The sequence below is a fragment of the Halobacillus salinarum genome (assembly GCF_022919095.1).
GTDB classification, from domain to species: Bacteria; Bacillota; Bacilli; order Bacillales; family Halobacillaceae; genus Halobacillus_B; species Halobacillus_B salinarum.
This window is the reverse complement of sequence record NZ_CP095073.1, coordinates 3,037,383-3,054,653: the sequence shown is the minus strand read 5'-3', so window position 1 is coordinate 3,054,653 and position 17,271 is coordinate 3,037,383. Positions and strand designations below refer to the sequence as shown.

Genomic DNA, 17,271 nt, shown 5'->3' with positions numbered 1-17,271 from the left:
ATGATTTTTAATCAAACAGATATGTCCTCCATCCTCGATGTGACAGGTATTCGAGGGAGGGGGCTGACACAATATGAGCTAGAAACGCTAGAGATAGAAGGGGCCAACGGTGCTCTTATTGAAGATGTGAAGATTCCAGCCAAAAACCTCGAAGTCGATGTCGTGATCGCTGGCGATAGTCCTGAGGAATTACGAAAAAACATCGACGAAATCAATAAAGTTTTATCGGTAGATGGTCCGAAGGGGATCGTCTTTCCTGATGAACCTGGCTACACCTATTACGGGATGCCTGAACAGTCGAAAGAAGATGAACAAATCGTAGCTACGAGTGAATCCACAATTGTCTTTTTTCGAGAAGACCCTTTTAAATATAGTGATGAAATCCCTGTCGATATCGAGGATAATTCCGCAGTAAACATCGTCTATGACGGATCATATCCAACCGATCCTATTTTCGAGTTTGTGGCTCAGGAAGATATTACTTTCATTCAGATAGCGACTGATGAAAAAGAGTTTATGATGATCGGTCGAGACCAAACCCCTGATGAAGTCACGTATGATCCAGATCCTATTGTTCTTCATGATGTGATGGATGATCTAGGGCTGTGGACAACGGATAACCTTGTTTCAGTAGATGGGGGAGAACTGACCGGACATTTCATTTCCGATGGAAAACTCTTTACGGTTGAAAATTATGGAAACGGTAGTGAGTGGCATGGTCCAGCTTTACGAAGAGATTTAGATAACCCTGTTCAGGATTTCAGAGTAGAAGTCATTTTTACTCTCAAAGCTTCTAGCCCTGAGGAAATTGGAAGAACGGAGCTTTATTTAATCGGTACAAATGGAAAGGTGCTAGGAAAACTAGCCATGAAAGAGATTTATGCCACTATTGATGATGGAATTGGCGAGGTAAGAATCGGTGACTTAGATAACGGAGATATGCTCGTCAAAGGAGAAGGGTATCAAAGGCGCAGTTATAACCAATTCCACGGAAAGCTTTGGCTGCGTCGAGATGGGAATAAGCTGAAAGCGCAAATCGGGGAAATCTTAGACGATGGGACACCAGCCAACCGCATGAATAGTCCTGAAATTGAGATTACCGACGATGCTTTTCTCGTTGAATTAAATGCTCTCCAAATCCACATTGCCAAAACGGGCGGTTATCCTGAAGTCGATCGAGCTTTTATTCATGATATCAAGGTGCATAAACTTGTGGCCGAAGCGACAAATAAAGTGCCTGTGATCGCAAAGAAAGACGATGTGATCCGCATTGACCACGAGAACAGTACGATCACCATTAATGGAGAAAATCAAAAGCGGTTAAAGAATTTTGCTGCAGATTTTTTCTCATTTCATCCAGGGGATAACAATCTTTATATTTTTCCAGCAAGTTCTTTATCAACAATGGTGAGATATAAGGAGAAACGATTATGACGATACCAATTCATATTCTTGACAGCCAAAATGATGAGATCGTTCATGTGCTTAACAACAAGAAGGGCAAAGAGCAGAAGTTTTGGGATGCCATTCACGAATACGGCATGGATACAGACAAGCTTAACTTCATGGCTAAGTATGATGAAGGAGAATACTTAACCAGCCGTTACCGTTGTCTCATTCCATCCGAAGAAGGCCCCTGGTATCATGAGTTCTTAATCGATGAAAATCGAAAGTTTCGAGGAAATAAGAGTGTTAAGACCACCGCCTCCTATCTGGATATAAGAAAAGGAAATATAATTAAGCCGCAGACCTTGAGCGAGTATAATCCATCTCAAGGTGTTGATTTTGCTTTGTCGGGCTCTGAATGGAAACGAGGCAGGATCGAATCAAAAGAAGTTGATGATATCGTCATAGACGATTTCACCAATCCTTATGATTTGCTTCTTACTATAGCTCGTATATTCGATTTAGAAATTCGTTTCCGAGTTGTTGTCAACGACCATAGAGTGATAGGGCGTTACGTCGATTTAGTGAAAAGGATAGGAGAATGGCGAGGAAAAGAAATCGAGTTAGGCAAGGATTTAATCGGAGTGCGGCAGATAGAAAAGGGAGCAGAAATTGTCACCGCCTTACTGGTGATCGGACCCGAACCGAGCGACGGAGGCGATCCGATCACTGTCGAAGTGAAAGACGAGGAGGCCCGCCAACGGTGGTCGCGTACAGGTGATCATCTTTGGGATATCCACCGTCCTGAAACGGATAAGGAAGAATTGACTGAATCACGATTAAGAACGATTGGCCGGACAGAGCTAAACAAACGAATCAATGCGGCTGTTCAATATGAAGTTGATCATGTGTCCGTTGAGGACTCCCTTCGCTATGTATTTGAGGAAGTCTTGCGTGGAGATACGATCCGAGTTAAAGACACCTCCTATCGTCCTGCTTTGTATTTAGAAGCCAGAGTCTTAACCATCAAGCGTGACTTGAATAAGCCGAAGAAAAAGCATTCGAAGCTGGGCGATTATATGAAATACTCCAGAGAAGACTTTCAAGGCGTTTTAAAATCCATCCAGAAAAAGCTTTTAGGCAAAATTGGACAAGAACAGCTTTATAACTATGCAGAGAAAAAACGAATGGAATCTCCAACTGAGCCCGAGGATACAGACGTGATATGGATCGATACTTCTGTCGAGCCCAATGTCATTAAAACCTTTAATGGATCCCGATGGGTAAGAGCTACACCGATTCATGCGGGCGAAGTGGAAGCCGAGAAGGAAACACATAAAGGCAGTTCGGCACCTAGTGACAAGACAAAATTATGGATCGATACGAGCCAGGAGCCAAACATCCTTAAGCGGTTCGATTTCTCGTTGGATCGATGGGTGAAAGCGACACCAACAGGGGCTGATGAGATTCGTTATGCGGATTTGTCTACCCTGGAGAGCCTAAAACCTGCTGCTATTGGTGCTGACGTCACAGGCGATAACACCTCGAAAGATACCTCCAATGTAGCAGGAACAGGAGCAAGTATCGTCCGAGATAACGCTCATGCGGGGAAGCAAGCAGACACCGATTTATCCAATAACTCTAACTTTGATCGAGAACAAGGGGTTATTTCTTATATCTCAGGAAAGATGTTGGATGATCTAGAACCGGCTTCCAAAGGAGCGGATGTGACAGGCGAAAACACCTCGAAGGATACTTCAAAAGTTGGAGGCACGAATGCATCCACTGTACGTGATAATGCGAGCGCTGGGAAAAAAGCGGACGATGATTTAAATAGCAACAGCAATATTGATCGAGAAAATCATGTGGTGAAATATCTGTCAGGAAAAAGCGTGGATGACCTGGAACCAGCTTCCAAAGGTGCTGACGTTACGGGAGAAAATACGGCAAGTGATGTTCAGACAGGTTCAGGAAAAGCGGTTAGGCAGCATGGTGCCGATGTGACAGGCAGTAATACTGCTAATGACACAAACTATGTTGGAGGTACCAGCGCAGGCACGATTAAAAATCAAGCAAGTCGTGGAAGCTCTGCGAAAAGTACTGTCGATAGCAATAAGAGCAAATGGGATCGAGCAGGCTATATTAATTCTGACGGAACGATGAATACAAGCCGGCTCAAAGGCGAGATCGATGTTGCGACGAATACCATTAGAGCTAGCTCACACTTTTACTGGGTAGGCGGTACGCTTGTTGCCATTAATCCAAGTAACACGAATAAGGTCGTGCAAATTTCCAGTGGCGGAATCGGCGTTTCCAATAATGGAGGACAAAGCTATGTGACATCAATTACAGGGGATGGAGTAGTGGCTGAGTCGATCATGGCCGGAGAGATTCGAGGGGTAAGCATCGTCGGTGGTAAGATCACCTCTGAAACTGAAATCGATGTCTCTACCAATCTGAATGTCGGAAGTAATATTTATATGAGTGAGTATCAACCGGAAGCGGCTGAAAAGTCGATATTCTTCCATAAAGATTCTAGCGGTGATTATGTTGGAAAAATCACTTCAACGTATGCTCCAAGCGCTGGGGTTCAAGAAATGAATATCTATGCGAATAACGTGTTAAGACTTTACGCGCCAACGGTAGGCATTGAAGGGGGAGACATTATCGGGTTCTCAAACGGTACGAGAATCGATACTGCAGGAGGCACACCGAGAATGCAAGCAGATTCCCAAAATTACTACCAAGTGGGAAATGGATACCAAAACATCTATATAAGTGGAGAGCAAGCATTCCACTTATATGTAGCGGAAGACGATAATTATCACCGAGTGATTGACGCAGGAAATCGTACAGCTCTCAAATTGCTTGCTGGTTCAAGTTCTAAGACACCACAAGTTCAATCTAGAAATGGTTATGATTCCGCCTACGGTGTCTTTACAGCTGACGATTTCGTTGTTGGTTCTAGTGAGAAGATCAAAGAAAATATCGAGCCCATGGGATCGGTTCTCCAAAAGCTTCTGCAGTTGGAAGTGTTGAAGTATGATTATAAGAACAGCCCTAGTAAAGGAAAGATTGGAATCAGTTATGAGCGGACAAAAGAAACGTTCCCCGAAGTCGTGAAAGAAGCTGAATCGGATGGGTCCTTCTTAGGAGGCATCAATCAATCGAACCTGATTAATAGCTTGGTTAAAGGCAGCCAGGAGTTTTATGGAGAATATACTGAGGAGATCCAATCCATTAAGGATAAACTTAATCAAGTTGCCGATAAAGTAGGATTAATCTTTTCATAAAGGAGATCTAGCGAAGTGAAAGAATTAAAATATAGTTTCGAACAAGTGCAGGCAATTATGTCAGGAAAGATAGGAGCATTAGAGCAAGAAAATGCGGTTCTCACAGCAACCAAGCAAGCGTTGATTGATTATTGCGAGGAATTAGAAGAAAAAGTGGAAGGACTGCGTACGGAGTTAGGAAATTATAAATCGCAGGAAGAACAAAAAGAAAATAAAAATAGAGAAGTCAGGAAAGAAAAGCATAAGTCGAAGACAACCAGCGCCAAGTAAGGCGTATTTTTTATGCCTTTAAGGAGGTGAAGATGTTCGTTGTTTCTACGATAAATCTTCATAAAAATAAGGTGCCGAAGCACCCGGCCACCTGAAAGGGGTAGCAAAACAGGCAGCTTCTATACGATACGATTTTTAAGTTACACGTTAGGGGGTCCAGGATGTCTGATGATAAGGAGAAGGTGGAAGAGGTGAAAGAGTTTATGAATCTTTTACTTGATGTGAAACTTTCGATTGCGGAACTAAAAGGCGATTTAAAGCAAGTGACTGATAATAAGAAGACCGTTGAAAATACCAAGAACACAGCTGACGAAGCGAACAATCGCTCCATTGAAAATGAGAAGGATATCCAAAATATTATCGATAATAACAGACGAATCATTTATGCGCTCATTACAGTAGGGGGCGCTTTTGTTTTGCAAATTGTGTACTTTCTACTGACATTTGGGATTTCTTAAGGAGGAATTTAGATGAAAGATGTGATCTTATTTGCCACTGTGTTAGCTCCCATCATTACGGCTTTAGTTGAAGTGGGGAAAAGGACGATTACTTTTCCTAAGAATTATGTCCCTTTATTTAGTTTGGTGATTGGCTTAGTCGTAGGAGCAGCTGCAACACCTTTTACAGACTTCGGATTAATCCTTCGCCTGTGGGCTGGTGGACTAGCGGGATTGTCAGCAACCGGTTTATTCGAATTAGCTTTAAACAAACGTGAGGGAATCACTAAGGAGGATCTTTAGAATGAGTCGTGTCCGTTTACAGGAGTTAAAGAACCGGTCTATTCGGGCTATGGGAAAAGTCCATAAAGCTGTGAAAGAAAAAATTCTAGATGTTCAGCGGCAAGCGTATGATGAAGGCATCCAAATGCAAATTTCCAGTGGCTTTCGTAGTTTTGAAGAGCAGGCCCAATTATATGGAAAGGGACGGCCAAGTTATAAGTGGCATGGCAAACATTATGGTAGTAGTGGAAAAATCGTGACAAATGCTGAGCCTGGAGAGAGTGTCCATAATTATGGGTTTGCCGTAGATTTCTTTTTAACCAGTTATGATGGTCAGGACAGCATTTGGAACGTGAATGATGACTGGATGCGTGTAGTGGAATTAGCCAAGCATAAAGGATTTACGTGGGGAGGCGACTGGACCTCATTCCCGGATCGTCCTCACCTGCAGCTTACGGGTTCATTAACGTGGAAGGATCTCCAGAAGGGAAAGCGACCATCAAAAAGTCTATTAGAAGTGGATGTACCTGTGCCTGATGATGGCATTCTTGAAGAAGGGGAAACCGGCTATCAGATTAAGAAACTACAACAAATGCTCATAAAACTTGGTTACGCTCTTCCTAAATACGGAGCAGACGGAGATTTTGGAGAAAAGACTTTAAATGCTTTGAAGGCTTTTCAGAAAGATCATCACCTTGAAGTCGATGGGGTGGCTGGGCCAAAAACGAGAGATGCTTTAGAGGAAGCACTCTCCTTAAAACCACCTAAACCGGAAGACAAAAATTATTGGTATATCTATACAGGACCATTCGAAAACCACCAAGACGCACAAGCAGCAATTAAGAAGATAAAGAAATACAAAGGTTGGATTCTAGATATCAACCATGAGAACAGAGTGATGACCGGTCACTTTATTGGAAAGAACGTGGTCGAGTTTTATGCTGAGTGGCTAAGAAATGAATTTGGTTGGACTGTTTACGTTAGTGATCATAAACCAGTAAAGGAGGAAGATGAAATGCCGGAAGTGGCTGTAGTTATTAATAGTGCTGCGGATTATGGGGTGGGAGAAATGTTAGCTAATCGTTTAGAAACAGGAGTGTACACTCGTTATGTTGCAAAGAAAGTACAAGTTGCTGACCATCTTTATGTGGTGGGTGGAGACAAAGAAGGTTTGAAAGCAGGTAAAATTACCCTTCTCTCTGGTAAAAGTCGACTTAAAACTGCATCAGAAGTTGACGATTATTTAGAGAAACATTATAATTAGCGAGCTGGACCACAACTTCCAGTAACTACCCAAAGAGCCCCCGTTCATTAGAGCGGGGGTTTTTCTCTCCTATTTTTGCAATTTCATTTAATCTAGCCTACATAAAAAATACTATTTTGCGAATTAACTTCACATGCTTTATTTCACTAATTTATAAAGCTCATCAACTTTGCACTCTAATAATGATGCTATGTAAAATAATGTTTCAATCCTTGGTTTTGTCCTTCCATTAACCCAATTATTCATTTGCTGGGGAGATACATTAAGTTCTTTTCCTAATTCAGTCTGACTTATTCCTCTGGTAAGCAATACTTGCTTAAAATTGCTCTTTATGTACATTATTTCCTTTCTATCCTCCTCAAGTCATGTAGGAATATTATACAATAAATTAATGTAAATTTTATGTAATGGTGGAAAAAAGTATTTACAAAATTTGAATGAATGGTACATTAGACTCAAGCCATCAGAATTAGATAGAGAACGTAAGACACAGAGACGCAGAGTTTTAAGGTATAGGATGGTGAGGAGGCTCTAGTTAACACTAGAGTCTTTTTGACGTATTTGTTTACTTAAGGATTACAAAAAGTATAATTTCCCCAATTTACATTAAAATAATCAGTAAGAACTGTAAGGACGTTTTTTATCTTCACAAAATATTCTTTAATTTTTTATTGATCATCGGGATAGTAAAGGAGTAGTTCTTTTGGAAAAAATTTTAACGATGATCTTATCTTTAATTTTTTTAACGGGATGTTGGGATCAAAGACAATATAAAGATATAAACCTTGTCTTGGCGAAGGCTATAGATATTGGCGAGAATGACAACTTGGTTGAGACTGTTACGGTTCAAAGTGTTCAAAGAGGGGGAGATGGCGGAATGCAAGAGTCTAGTCAATTGATTTCTTCTCCCGGTACTAATGTGTTAGCAGCTCGAGATGAAATTAATTATAAAATTTCACGTGAATTTGATCCTTCAAAGGTTCAGGTTATGCTCTTTGGAGATCAATTAGCAAAAAAGGGGATTGCTCTAATATTAGATGAATTTTATCGGAATCCTAGGAATAACTTACAATGCAAGTTGGCCATAGTTGAAGGTAAGGCTAGTGAAGCGCTAGGGTTAAAAGAAACCTTAGAGCCTAGAATTAATAAATACATTGATGATCTTTTGGAGTCTGCCATTAAATCAACACATGCAACTGATATGAATATGCAAATGGTAGCGAGAGATGCTTTATCACCAGGGGTGGATTTTGCAATCCCTTATCTTACGGTATTGTCGGAGTCACAATTAATTAAATATAAAGGATTGGCTCTCTTCCATGGTGATTCGTACACAGGAGTCAATTTAACACCTGACCAAGCTCAGCTAATATTGCTACTGAGTGGTAAGCGTGGAGATCATGCAAGTATTACCACAAAAATTAATGAGAATGAAAAAATACGATTATTAAATTACATTTCCATCAACGTAATGAAATCAAATCAAAAATTAAAGATAGAAAATGAAGGAACTAAAATTAAGGTGAAATTAAAATTGAATTTAACAGCCCGTGTGTTAGAGTATCCAAAAAATTCACTATTTAATTATAAAAAAATTGAGAAAGTAAATAGAAAGCTTTCGAATAATATTACAAAGGATGCTGAAGAGGTAATAAAAGTGGTTCAGGACGCAAACAGTGATGTTTTTGGAATAGGTAGCAGAATAAGAGCTTATTACCCTGAAATATGGGAGCAAATTAATTGGGATAAGGAATTTTCTCATATTGAAATTGTTCCAGAGGTAAAGGTGCACCTCGTTGAAACCGGAATTATTAAGTAAAACAACATTTCACACTCCTTTTGGTAAAATGGATAAAATTCATTTTATATGAAAGGAGGGAATAGAACTGAAAATCACTTTATTCTCAATAAGTTGCAAACAAAGAAAAGCCCGTCCCAAATTGGACGGGCTTTAAATTTATTAACGTAGTAATTGAAGGACACCTTGTGGCTGTTGGTTAGCTTTTGCAAGCATTGCTTGAGAAGCTTGGGCCAAAATTGATTCTTTTGTTTGGTTCATCATTTCTTTAGCCATATCTACGTCACGGATACGAGATTCCGCAGCAGTTAGGTTTTCAGAAGATGTTCCAAGGTTATTAATTGTATGCTCTAGGCGGTTTTGGAAAGCACCTAGTTTAGAACGTTCAGAAGAAACATTCTCGATAGCATCATTGATTTGTGTAATAGCACTTTCAGCACCAGCTTGAGTAGTAACATCAATAGCAGCAACACCTAAAGATGAGGTATCCATGTTGTTAATGTCCACTTGCATAGTTTGACCTTCATTTGAGCCAATGTGCATGTTTAAAGCGTTATTTTCAGTTGTAATAGTAGAAGTATTACCAGCTGTAGCAAGAGCAGTATCTACTGTCATATTGAACTCAAACCCACCAGCTTCAAAGTTGTTATCAGTGATTTTAAGACTTCCACTGTTAGTGTAATCTGTACCACTAGTTGAAGTAACACTAAAGTCATTAGCAGCGTAAGTAGCGTTTAAATTAAACTCCATTTTACCTTCGGTTATAGCGCCATTTCCACCCAAAGTAAATTTAGTTGCAGTTCCGTCTGGAGTAGTACCTGTAAGTGCTCCACCAGTAGCTGTGTCAAGTCCAGCAGCACTTGCTACTTCTACACCATCTTCATTTTTCAAAGAAACATCAAATTTTCCAGAGGTAGCTGTTGCTTTTACCTCTAATGTGTAATCGCCAAGTTCTAAACCAGAAATCGTAGTGTTGTCAGTGGTATCAATATCTCCGGCAGCATAACCAGTAGTATTTGTTTTTACGTCAGCCCCAACTGAAGCGGGGTTAGTACCAGTTACTGTGAAGGTATCGGATTTAATGCTAGAATCTGAAATTTTTACGCTTCCCAGGTTCAAGTTGTCCGTGCCAACTGTAGCTGTATTTCCTACACTACCGTTAAGTAATTTCTTAGTGTTAAATTCAGTGTCATTTGAGATACGATCAATTTCGTCTTTCAACTGACTGATTTCTTTTTGCATTTCTTTACGGTCAGCGTCTGTAGCAGTGTCGTTGGAAGATTGAACAGAAAGTTCACGCATACGTTGAAGGATGCTGTGAGTTTCGTTTAATGCACCTTCTGCTGTTTGGATAAGAGAAATTCCATCTTGAGAGTTACGTTGAGCTTGGTCAAGACCTCTAATTTGGCCACGCATTTTTTCTGAAATTGCAAGACCTGCAGCGTCGTCTCCTGCTCTGTTGATTCTCATACCTGAAGACAACTTCTCCATTGACTTAGACTGCGCGTTGTTCGCTTGCCCTAATTGACGATAAGTGTTTAAGGCTGCGATGTTGTGATTAATTCTCATTTCTAACTACCTCCGTGTGATTTGAATTTTAACAAGACACGTCCATTTGCCTTGCCATCTATAACAACTCTTATGTAGAGCTATTACCTTCTTTTAGTTCTCCTCTAATGATGTTAAATTCTTTTGGTGCCTCAATGGATAACCGAAGATGACTTCCACTTTTTGCTTTTACAATTTCGATCTCCATTTCATTGCCTTGCTGATCTTGTATAAATATTTTTTCCCCAAGCTTTCTTCCTAGAATAAGAGCCATGGTCTTTCATCCTCCCTGATGTGCTTATTTAGTTTATCGGCCACTTTCCATGGACCTTTAGTAAAAATAAAAAAATAATGAAAAAAACCAGGAAGTAAAAGAATTTTTTGAAAAATACCTAATAAGGAAAAAATATCCTGCTTGTGTAGTAAAATGTTTTTGGGTGTTATCTAATGTTTTTAGTAAAATAGGAGGATGTAAATGAAAAGACGGATATTTGGTATTTTATTTTTATTTATTCTGTGCGGGTGCAATACCCAAGCATATAATGAAGGGATGGAAGACTTCGAGAAATTATTAGAGGATCAAAAGTTTGATAAAGCCAATGTGAAATTAAGTGAAGTTCTAGAGATAAAGGAAACGAAAGAAGCAAAAGAAATACAAAATAATTTAGAGTCGTTACTATACGCAATAGAAACTGAAGAAGAAGGTGACCTAGAGTCAGCTAAACTGTTATATGGAGATATCACTAAGACAGCTAATGAAAATAATCTAAAAGAAATTTCTGTGATTAAACGATATTCAAGTCAACAACAAGAAAAAATCATTGATTGGATTATGGAAGAAAGTTCTGTCCAAAAAACAATAGAGGACGCCAATTCTTATGCTGAAGAAAATAAATATACAAAAGGGATAGATTTACTTACAAACTTAAGTAATGAGAAAACGGACCATCCTAACAAAAATTCCTTACATAAAAAAATCACCGAAGCATTAACAAGATTGGAAGACAGTAAAGAAGCTTACGATAAAGAGCAAAAAGCAAAAGAGCAGAAAGAAGCTGAGGAGCAGCGTTTAGCAGCGGAAGCAGAAGCTAAAAGAAAAGCTGAGCAAGAAGCCGCAAAAAAAGCTAAGGAGAAAGAAGAGCAAAAGCAAGCTGACGAAAAGACCAATGGAAGTGAAGGAAAGGAAACTTCAGAAAATAAAACGGATAGCACAAAGTCAACTAAATTAACGAAAGAGCAAGCAAAGGCGAATGTAGTAGCATACGCTCAAGTTCCTATTGAGAACCCTAATGTAGTTGTCGAATATGAACTTAATAATGAAAACGGTGATTGGGTGTACCATGTGTATGAGATTGTTATTGATAATCCCGAAACGAAAGAAGGTCATACCGCAACATGGGGATGGTATGCTGTAGATCCTAATACCGGTTATATCTATAATAATATGTAATCATAGAAGTATTTTATGGTTTTGCTCTCCAGGCTCGGAAAAATCTAAGTTCTGTTATAAGCTGAAATGTGGACCATTTGTGGACCAAATGGACCGAAATTATTAATTTTTAACTAAATTACATCATAAAGATGCTGAACGGAAGTTGGTTTGATAGGCTTTCTTAAGGGAAGTTCATATAAGGTCATAAACAGTCATTCACCTTGACAGGGTGGAGGTCGTTGGTTCGAGCCCAATCGGAATCATCCATACAAAGTGCCGGAATGGCGCGGTTTCTCATCCACGGAGAGGCCGCGTCATTTCTTTTATTTTAGGCATTTGTTGACGAATTATTGACGAAATCCAATAAACTCCTTTTCGTTGTAAAAAACTTCGTCCAATCTTCGCAGGGCAACATTTCTATATCACTTCCAGATTGAATAATATTAAAAATGTGTCCATGCATTCCTACCTTAATAGCATAGGATAGAGTATATGGTTTAAGGAGAGAATGAAATTGTTATACAAAGTTATTGCAGGTTCCTTTAGGAACCGGGATAATGCAGAGAAGCGTGTTCATTTTCTATCAAGTAAAGGAATAGATTCATTTATTGTCCCGACTACAATTTCGAGTACCCGCTATTATAGAGTGCAGGCAGGTGCTTTTTCATCCAAAGAGAATGCAGAGTTACAAGTGGATAAGCTGAAGCGGAATGGAATTAGTGGTGGATTTATTGTAGAAGAAGGCGAACAAGCTCCTACACCAGTGCCCCCAAAAGAAGGGATATCCATCGTAGGTAATACGTCGTTACTTGCGCATCAGCTTGACGAGTTTGCAAAAACAGTGAATCCTCAATCACCTGAACTTGGGGAATATTACATCTTTTACGGGAGAGTTTATGGTGTAAGGGCAGATATTGCTTTTGCCCAAGCGATCCATGAAACGAATTACTTTCGGTTTACAGGTCTTGTACATGAAGACCAAAATAATTTTGCTGGTATAGGTGCAACCGGTCCTGGCAGCTCCGGTGCAAGCTTTAGCAGTCCGGAATTGGGTGTGCATGCACATATTCAACATTTATATGCGTATGCCTCAAAAGCTTCCATTCCTAAAGGTTATAGTAAGGTGGATCCTCGCTTTGCCCTTGTCTCTAGAGGAAGTGCTTTACATTGGACGCAGCTGAATGGGAAGTGGGCAGTGCCGGGGGCCGATTATGGAGAGAAAATCCTCTCGGTTTATAAGCGGAATGTAACTCATGCGATAAGACAGATGAAAGATATAATTAAATCTCTGGAAAATGTTCTACACGATTTATAGGCCAGTATTGAATAAAAAGCAGGCGAAATTTTCGGACCTGCTTTTTTTTAATTAGAATGTATTGGCTTTACTAACAGTAACACATTGAACTTCCTTGATGAATCGTCTCATTTGAAAGTAGGGGAGTATTGTTGACCAAGCACGTCAATAACTATTGTTTCTTTCAATTTCTATCCTAGTCCGTTCATGTTAAGTTCCAATAATATAGAATATTAGAAGTTAAAGTGATCTTTTGCGATAAAAAAGCCGTCATTTTTAGACGGCCCATTATTTAAGAGGTGAATTAATTTTAATTAATTGAAACTCCTGCGCTGGCATAACCAAGAACAGTACCAGCTAAAACTTCTCCTTCAACCGTCGCAGAAAATACCATAAGCAGACGGTCTCCTTGAGCTACGTCCACGGAGAGCCCAGTGAGCGAACCACTTGCGATATCGCCAAGTGTTACTGGTGCGGTTAAATCTGGAGATAAAGTTACTAAAGTTTCTGGAATTGGATCAAAGATATTCGTAGACGGGTCAGGTGATCGGTATAACTGTGCTTGAATAGTTGTATCCCCAAGTAAGGTCACCGAAGCCGTGGCACTAAAAAATGCCTCCATAGATGCAATTACTCCATCTCGAGGGACTGAAAAAGCAAAGTTGAGGAGTGTGCCACCTGCACCTGTCAAATCAATTTGTCCACTTCCTAATAGTGTTACCCCTGTAACACTACTTCCGAATCCAACTAGGCTGGTCGTTCCTACAGTTCCATCTAATACAGTAGTCAAAGCCACTGGTAATCCTGAAGCGTAAGGGATAATAGACCCTGCTCCTGGTAAACCGGTTGGTCCCGTAGGTCCGGTTGGTCCAGTTGCTCCAGTAGCCCCGGTAGCCCCAGTTGCGCCAGTCGGTCCCGTAGGCCCTGTTGTACCGGTAGGAGTTACAGCTGAAATCCCGGGACCGCAGCAATTACTGGGTCTAAAATTAGCTCTGCTCCCGACAGCTTGAATATCAACCGGAACTTGGTTGATATTATATTTTTTCTTTTTCATCTATTCTTTCCTTTCTAAATTTCTTCTTAACAAGAGTAGTTTATTAAGAAGGGAAAGAAATAGTTTGGACTAAAATCATAGATATTAGGATATCTTGGCTTTTTTTGTCAATTAATTAAATGAACTACATAATTGTTGGAAAGCAGCAGATCTCTTTTCCTGCTAGTTCAAAAGAGTATTTAAATATTTTTCATTGTGCAGAATAGACAATTCGTTAGGGTTGTATTTTTTAGCCAAACTATTGTGATAATAGGCTTTTTTATGATCGTTAAGCAGGTCATAACAAACACATAACTGTAAATGGGGCAGCCAAGTATAACAGTTCGCATTGATGAAACCGCCTTTTTGCTTATCTCTTTCATAGTCTGATGCAGCGGCTTGTTTATACCAATAAATGGCTTGTTCAATTGCTCCTCTGTTTAGAAAGATATAACCCAGCCTGCAGCATTGCTCTGCACGGGGGATATCAATTTTAAAGGACTCAAGAATGTGGTCAATTGCTGATTCATAGTCATTTAAATGAATGTAGCAATCCGCAATTTTCCCATATGAAGCAATAACATCCTCTTCCCACCCTCTGTTCGTATCTAAAAATTTATTATAGTAATCAATTGCGGTAGATAAATTGTTGTGGTCATAACATTCATTTGCGTAATAATACATATCTCTTGGTGTAAATTCTTTCCCCTCTGATAGCATTTTTTCATAAATTTTAATATTTCTATTGCTTAGCCCTGACACCTCTTTACAATGCTTAATACGAATGTCGCTTGCTTTAATATTTCCTCCTACCTCCAAATATTCGTGTACGGCTCCATGCCACTTAAAATGATTGCTTCTCTTAACTACTCTGTTTCTTCTAACACTGTGCGAGACAGTGTTATTTTCATCAGCAGCTAATAAATAAGGCATGGATACAGCATCAATTTCGTCTTGTAGTTCATTTTTTAAGAGGGCGAATTTATCGTGGTCTTCTTCTAATAGGATATCGTCAGCATCAAGCCAGAATATATAGTCTTTAGAGGCTTTATTGAAAGAAAAATTACGGGCTTTTGAGAAGTCATCCACCCATATAAAATCAAATATTTTTGATGTGAATTTCTCAGCTGTTTCTTTAGTTTTATCCGTCGATCCTGTATCCACTATAATAATTTCATCCACTAAATGATGGATGGATTCAAGACATCGAGTAAGATTCTCCTCTTCATCTTTTACAATCATGCATACGCTTATAGTGGCCATCACAGTTCCCTCCTCAGGAAGATCTTACTTCAAATGTATGAACATGCTGCTAGTCCCTATACGTTGTTATAAAAACAGTACTGTAAATAACTTCTAAATTTGAAAACAACGAAACATAGGAGATCAAAATCCTGCCTAGTTCGGGATGTTATTTAAGTAAAATGAATTTATCTTTAATTCAGACCATTTTTAATGGGTCTAGTAAGAACACACACTCCTTTACTAACGGATAGCATTTAATAAAGAAGGAGATTAAATATCTTCTAAATAAAGAGAAAGAGGCGAATATCTTGCCTAAACTTATTGCTTTAGACGATGGGCATGGTAAAAATACTCCTGGCAAGAGAACCCCTTATATTCCTGAGATAGGTCGGTCAATTCAGGAGAATGAATTCAATAAGGAAGTTGTAAAGTACCTCAAAACAGAGCTGGAACGTTGCGGGTTTAATACATTATTGGTTGCCCCAACTGATGAGGATACTCCATTAAAGACAAGGACAAACTTAGCTAATAGCAGAAAAGCAGATGCATATATTGCTATCCATTACAACGCTTATGATGGTTCATTCAGTGGCTCAAATCCTAGTGGTATTGAAGTTTATGTGTATCCAGGTCATAAAAATAAGGAAGCAGGTAAGTTAGCAGCATCTGTAGCAAAATATTTAAGACGAGGAACCCCGCAAAATTTTAGAGGAATATTTGAAGAAGATTTTCATGTCCTTCGCGAGACGAATATGATAGCGATCTTAACTGAAAACGGCTTTATGGATAATAAATTGGAAGCACTTCTCATGATAGATAAAGATTTTCAAAAAGAAGTAGCTATTGAACACGCGAAAGGAATTTGTGATTATTTTGGAGTGGAATATGTCCCTGAGGAGGGAGAAGAATTGCTTAAAGCTGCGGTAGTGATTAATTCTTTCGTTGATTTCCCTGTGGCGGAAATTTTGGCAGATCGTATTGACTTGCCGATATACACCCGTGCAGTAGCTTCGAAAACCCAAGTAGCAAGTGAGTTGATTGTTGTAGGAGGAAATTCAGATGGGTTGAAAGCAGACAAGTACACTGTGCTGTCAGGCCCAGATCGATTTGAAACAGCTAACAAAGTGAAAATGTATATGGATCAACTCTAAATTTGGGTGAGGGGTCATACAACTTATGGCCCGTTTATTTTTTTTCCTTAATTTAAGTCATAAGTAAGTTTATCAAATCGAAACCAGGGAAGAGCTAACTGTTCACAATAGTAAATAGAAGGAGACGTTATGGTTAACAAATGTTCTCTCCATCGACAAATAGAGGATTTAAGGGAGAAAATGTACGAAGTTTATGAGACTTCAGCGGATTATGAGGACTTATTGAAAATTTCTCAAGAACTAGACCGTTTATTAAATGAATTAGAAAAGATGAAGAATAATTAATAACTAGACCTTACAGTATATTCCATGTGCTTCGAACGGTTGATGGATCGATAATTATTAGTTATACTGATAAAGCTTTGGGACTTGATCACTCTCCAGGCATTTATTTTACAAACGTGCAGGAGGATAATTATGTCTATTTATAAAGTAGGAGAGCATGTCCAGGATAGGTGCACCAACTGCTTTCATCATGAAGTAAAAATAGTAAGCATTGATTCAAAAGAATTCGAGGAAAGGGCCGCCTATGTTCTTTGGACACAATGTCTTGAATGTGGTCAAAAGGGAAATAAACTTTCTAACAAGTAATCGTTATTTCCACGATTGATTCGATCGTGGTATTTATATAATAAAAGCTGAATAAATGTTTGGTTTGCCATAGCTTATTACATTGGACTGCCCGTTAGAGCCCAATCAGAATCATCTATACAAAATGTTGAAATGACGCGGTTTCTCTCTTACATAGAGGCTGCGTCATTTCTTTTTTATTAGACAGTTATTAAAAAATTTTGTTCCTTGTACTAGTTGATTATCGGTCTTTTGAACATAGGTCTGA

Annotated in this window: 16 protein-coding genes; 11 read left to right on the top strand and 5 right to left on the bottom strand. The window is 39.2% G+C overall.

The window, feature by feature from the left end:
- The 6 genes from MUN89_RS15670 to MUN89_RS15645 all read left to right on the top strand — a co-directional run bounded on the left by MUN89_RS15670 (position 1) and on the right by MUN89_RS15645 (position 6,932).
- Positions 1-1,434 carry a distal tail protein Dit gene (locus MUN89_RS15670; RefSeq protein ID WP_244708708.1) on the top strand — a complete coding sequence of 478 codons (1,434 nt, stop codon included), beginning with the start codon at positions 1-3 and terminating at the stop codon, positions 1,432-1,434.
- Entirely contained in the window at positions 1,431-4,679 is a 3,249-nt protein-coding gene (locus MUN89_RS15665; RefSeq protein WP_244708707.1) for a phage tail spike protein, read from the top strand. The genes MUN89_RS15670 and MUN89_RS15665 overlap by 4 nt, the downstream gene beginning before the upstream one ends.
- Positions 4,680-4,694: 15 nt before the next feature.
- A complete protein-coding gene (locus MUN89_RS15660; RefSeq protein ID WP_244708706.1) occupies positions 4,695-4,949 on the top strand; it encodes a hypothetical protein in 255 nt (84 codons plus the stop codon).
- 161 nt (positions 4,950-5,110) lie between these two features.
- Positions 5,111-5,407 (top strand): hypothetical protein, encoded by a 297-nt coding sequence (locus MUN89_RS15655; protein WP_244708705.1) that lies wholly within the window; start codon positions 5,111-5,113, stop codon positions 5,405-5,407.
- 12 nt (positions 5,408-5,419) lie between these two features.
- Positions 5,420-5,689 (top strand): holin, encoded by a 270-nt coding sequence (locus tag MUN89_RS15650; protein WP_244708704.1) that lies wholly within the window; start codon positions 5,420-5,422, stop codon positions 5,687-5,689.
- A gap of 1 nt (position 5,690) precedes the next feature.
- Complete coding sequence (locus MUN89_RS15645) at positions 5,691-6,932, top strand: peptidoglycan-binding protein (RefSeq protein ID WP_244708703.1); 1,242 nt, start codon at positions 5,691-5,693, stop codon at positions 6,930-6,932.
- 138 nt (positions 6,933-7,070) lie between these two features.
- Here the strand turns inward: MUN89_RS15645 and MUN89_RS15640 are convergent, their stop codons facing one another.
- Positions 7,071-7,271 (bottom strand): helix-turn-helix transcriptional regulator, encoded by a 201-nt coding sequence (locus MUN89_RS15640; protein ID WP_244708702.1) that lies wholly within the window; start codon positions 7,269-7,271, stop codon positions 7,071-7,073.
- 364 nt (positions 7,272-7,635) lie between these two features.
- Here MUN89_RS15640 and MUN89_RS15635 point away from each other — a divergent pair, with 364 nt between their 5' ends.
- A complete protein-coding gene (locus tag MUN89_RS15635; protein WP_244708701.1) occupies positions 7,636-8,751 on the top strand; it encodes a Ger(x)C family spore germination protein in 1,116 nt (371 codons plus the stop codon).
- 141 nt (positions 8,752-8,892) lie between these two features.
- On the opposite strand, the gene MUN89_RS15630 is transcribed toward MUN89_RS15635, so the two are convergent.
- Positions 8,893-10,299, bottom strand: a complete 1,407-nt coding sequence (locus MUN89_RS15630) for a flagellin N-terminal helical domain-containing protein (RefSeq protein WP_244708700.1) — start codon at positions 10,297-10,299, stop codon at positions 8,893-8,895.
- A gap of 70 nt (positions 10,300-10,369) precedes the next feature.
- On the bottom strand, positions 10,370-10,552 hold the full coding sequence (locus tag MUN89_RS15625; protein WP_244708699.1) for a carbon storage regulator: 183 nt from the start codon (positions 10,550-10,552) through the stop codon (positions 10,370-10,372).
- A gap of 201 nt (positions 10,553-10,753) precedes the next feature.
- Between MUN89_RS15625 and MUN89_RS15620 the strand changes: the two genes are divergently transcribed.
- Positions 10,754-11,728 (top strand): hypothetical protein, encoded by a 975-nt coding sequence (locus tag MUN89_RS15620; protein WP_244708698.1) that lies wholly within the window; start codon positions 10,754-10,756, stop codon positions 11,726-11,728.
- Between the two features lie 496 nt (positions 11,729-12,224).
- A complete protein-coding gene (locus MUN89_RS15615; RefSeq protein WP_244708697.1) occupies positions 12,225-13,025 on the top strand; it encodes an SPOR domain-containing protein in 801 nt (266 codons plus the stop codon).
- Between the two features lie 289 nt (positions 13,026-13,314).
- Here MUN89_RS15615 and MUN89_RS15610 read toward each other — a convergent pair whose 3' ends face one another.
- Entirely contained in the window at positions 13,315-14,058 is a 744-nt protein-coding gene (locus MUN89_RS15610; RefSeq protein ID WP_244708696.1) for an exosporium glycoprotein BclB-related protein, read from the bottom strand.
- A 162-nt stretch (positions 14,059-14,220) separates the two neighbouring features.
- Positions 14,221-15,279 (bottom strand): tetratricopeptide repeat-containing glycosyltransferase family 2 protein, encoded by a 1,059-nt coding sequence (locus tag MUN89_RS15605; RefSeq protein WP_244708695.1) that lies wholly within the window; start codon positions 15,277-15,279, stop codon positions 14,221-14,223.
- A 311-nt stretch (positions 15,280-15,590) separates the two neighbouring features.
- Here MUN89_RS15605 and MUN89_RS15600 point away from each other — a divergent pair, with 311 nt between their 5' ends.
- A complete protein-coding gene (locus MUN89_RS15600) occupies positions 15,591-16,433 on the top strand; it encodes an N-acetylmuramoyl-L-alanine amidase family protein (RefSeq protein ID WP_244708694.1) in 843 nt (280 codons plus the stop codon).
- Between the two features lie 129 nt (positions 16,434-16,562).
- Complete coding sequence (locus tag MUN89_RS15595; RefSeq protein ID WP_244708693.1) at positions 16,563-16,718, top strand: aspartyl-phosphate phosphatase Spo0E family protein; 156 nt, start codon at positions 16,563-16,565, stop codon at positions 16,716-16,718.
- Positions 16,719-17,271 lie beyond the last annotated feature (553 nt).

What these genes read in the sequence shown, in the direction of transcription:
- MUN89_RS15645 (WP_244708703.1), top strand. Translation starts at nt 5,691, where the DNA reads ATGAGTCGTGTCCGTTTACAGGAGTTAAAGAACCGGTCTATTCGGGCT.
- MUN89_RS15630 (WP_244708700.1), bottom strand. Translation starts at nt 10,299, where the DNA reads ATGAGAATTAATCACAACATCGCAGCCTTAAACACTTATCGTCAATTA.
- MUN89_RS15665 (WP_244708707.1), top strand. Translation starts at nt 1,431, where the DNA reads ATGACGATACCAATTCATATTCTTGACAGCCAAAATGATGAGATCGTT.
- MUN89_RS15670 (WP_244708708.1), top strand. Translation starts at nt 1, where the DNA reads ATGATTTTTAATCAAACAGATATGTCCTCCATCCTCGATGTGACAGGT.
- MUN89_RS15650 (WP_244708704.1), top strand. Translation starts at nt 5,420, where the DNA reads ATGAAAGATGTGATCTTATTTGCCACTGTGTTAGCTCCCATCATTACG.
- MUN89_RS15605 (WP_244708695.1), bottom strand. Translation starts at nt 15,279, where the DNA reads ATGATTGTAAAAGATGAAGAGGAGAATCTTACTCGATGTCTTGAATCC.
- MUN89_RS15620 (WP_244708698.1), top strand. Translation starts at nt 10,754, where the DNA reads ATGAAAAGACGGATATTTGGTATTTTATTTTTATTTATTCTGTGCGGG.
- MUN89_RS15610 (WP_244708696.1), bottom strand. Translation starts at nt 14,058, where the DNA reads ATGAAAAAGAAAAAATATAATATCAACCAAGTTCCGGTTGATATTCAA.
- MUN89_RS15655 (WP_244708705.1), top strand. Translation starts at nt 5,111, where the DNA reads ATGTCTGATGATAAGGAGAAGGTGGAAGAGGTGAAAGAGTTTATGAAT.
- MUN89_RS15625 (WP_244708699.1), bottom strand. Translation starts at nt 10,552, where the DNA reads ATGGCTCTTATTCTAGGAAGAAAGCTTGGGGAAAAAATATTTATACAA.
- MUN89_RS15595 (WP_244708693.1), top strand. Translation starts at nt 16,563, where the DNA reads ATGGTTAACAAATGTTCTCTCCATCGACAAATAGAGGATTTAAGGGAG.
- MUN89_RS15640 (WP_244708702.1), bottom strand. Translation starts at nt 7,271, where the DNA reads ATGTACATAAAGAGCAATTTTAAGCAAGTATTGCTTACCAGAGGAATA.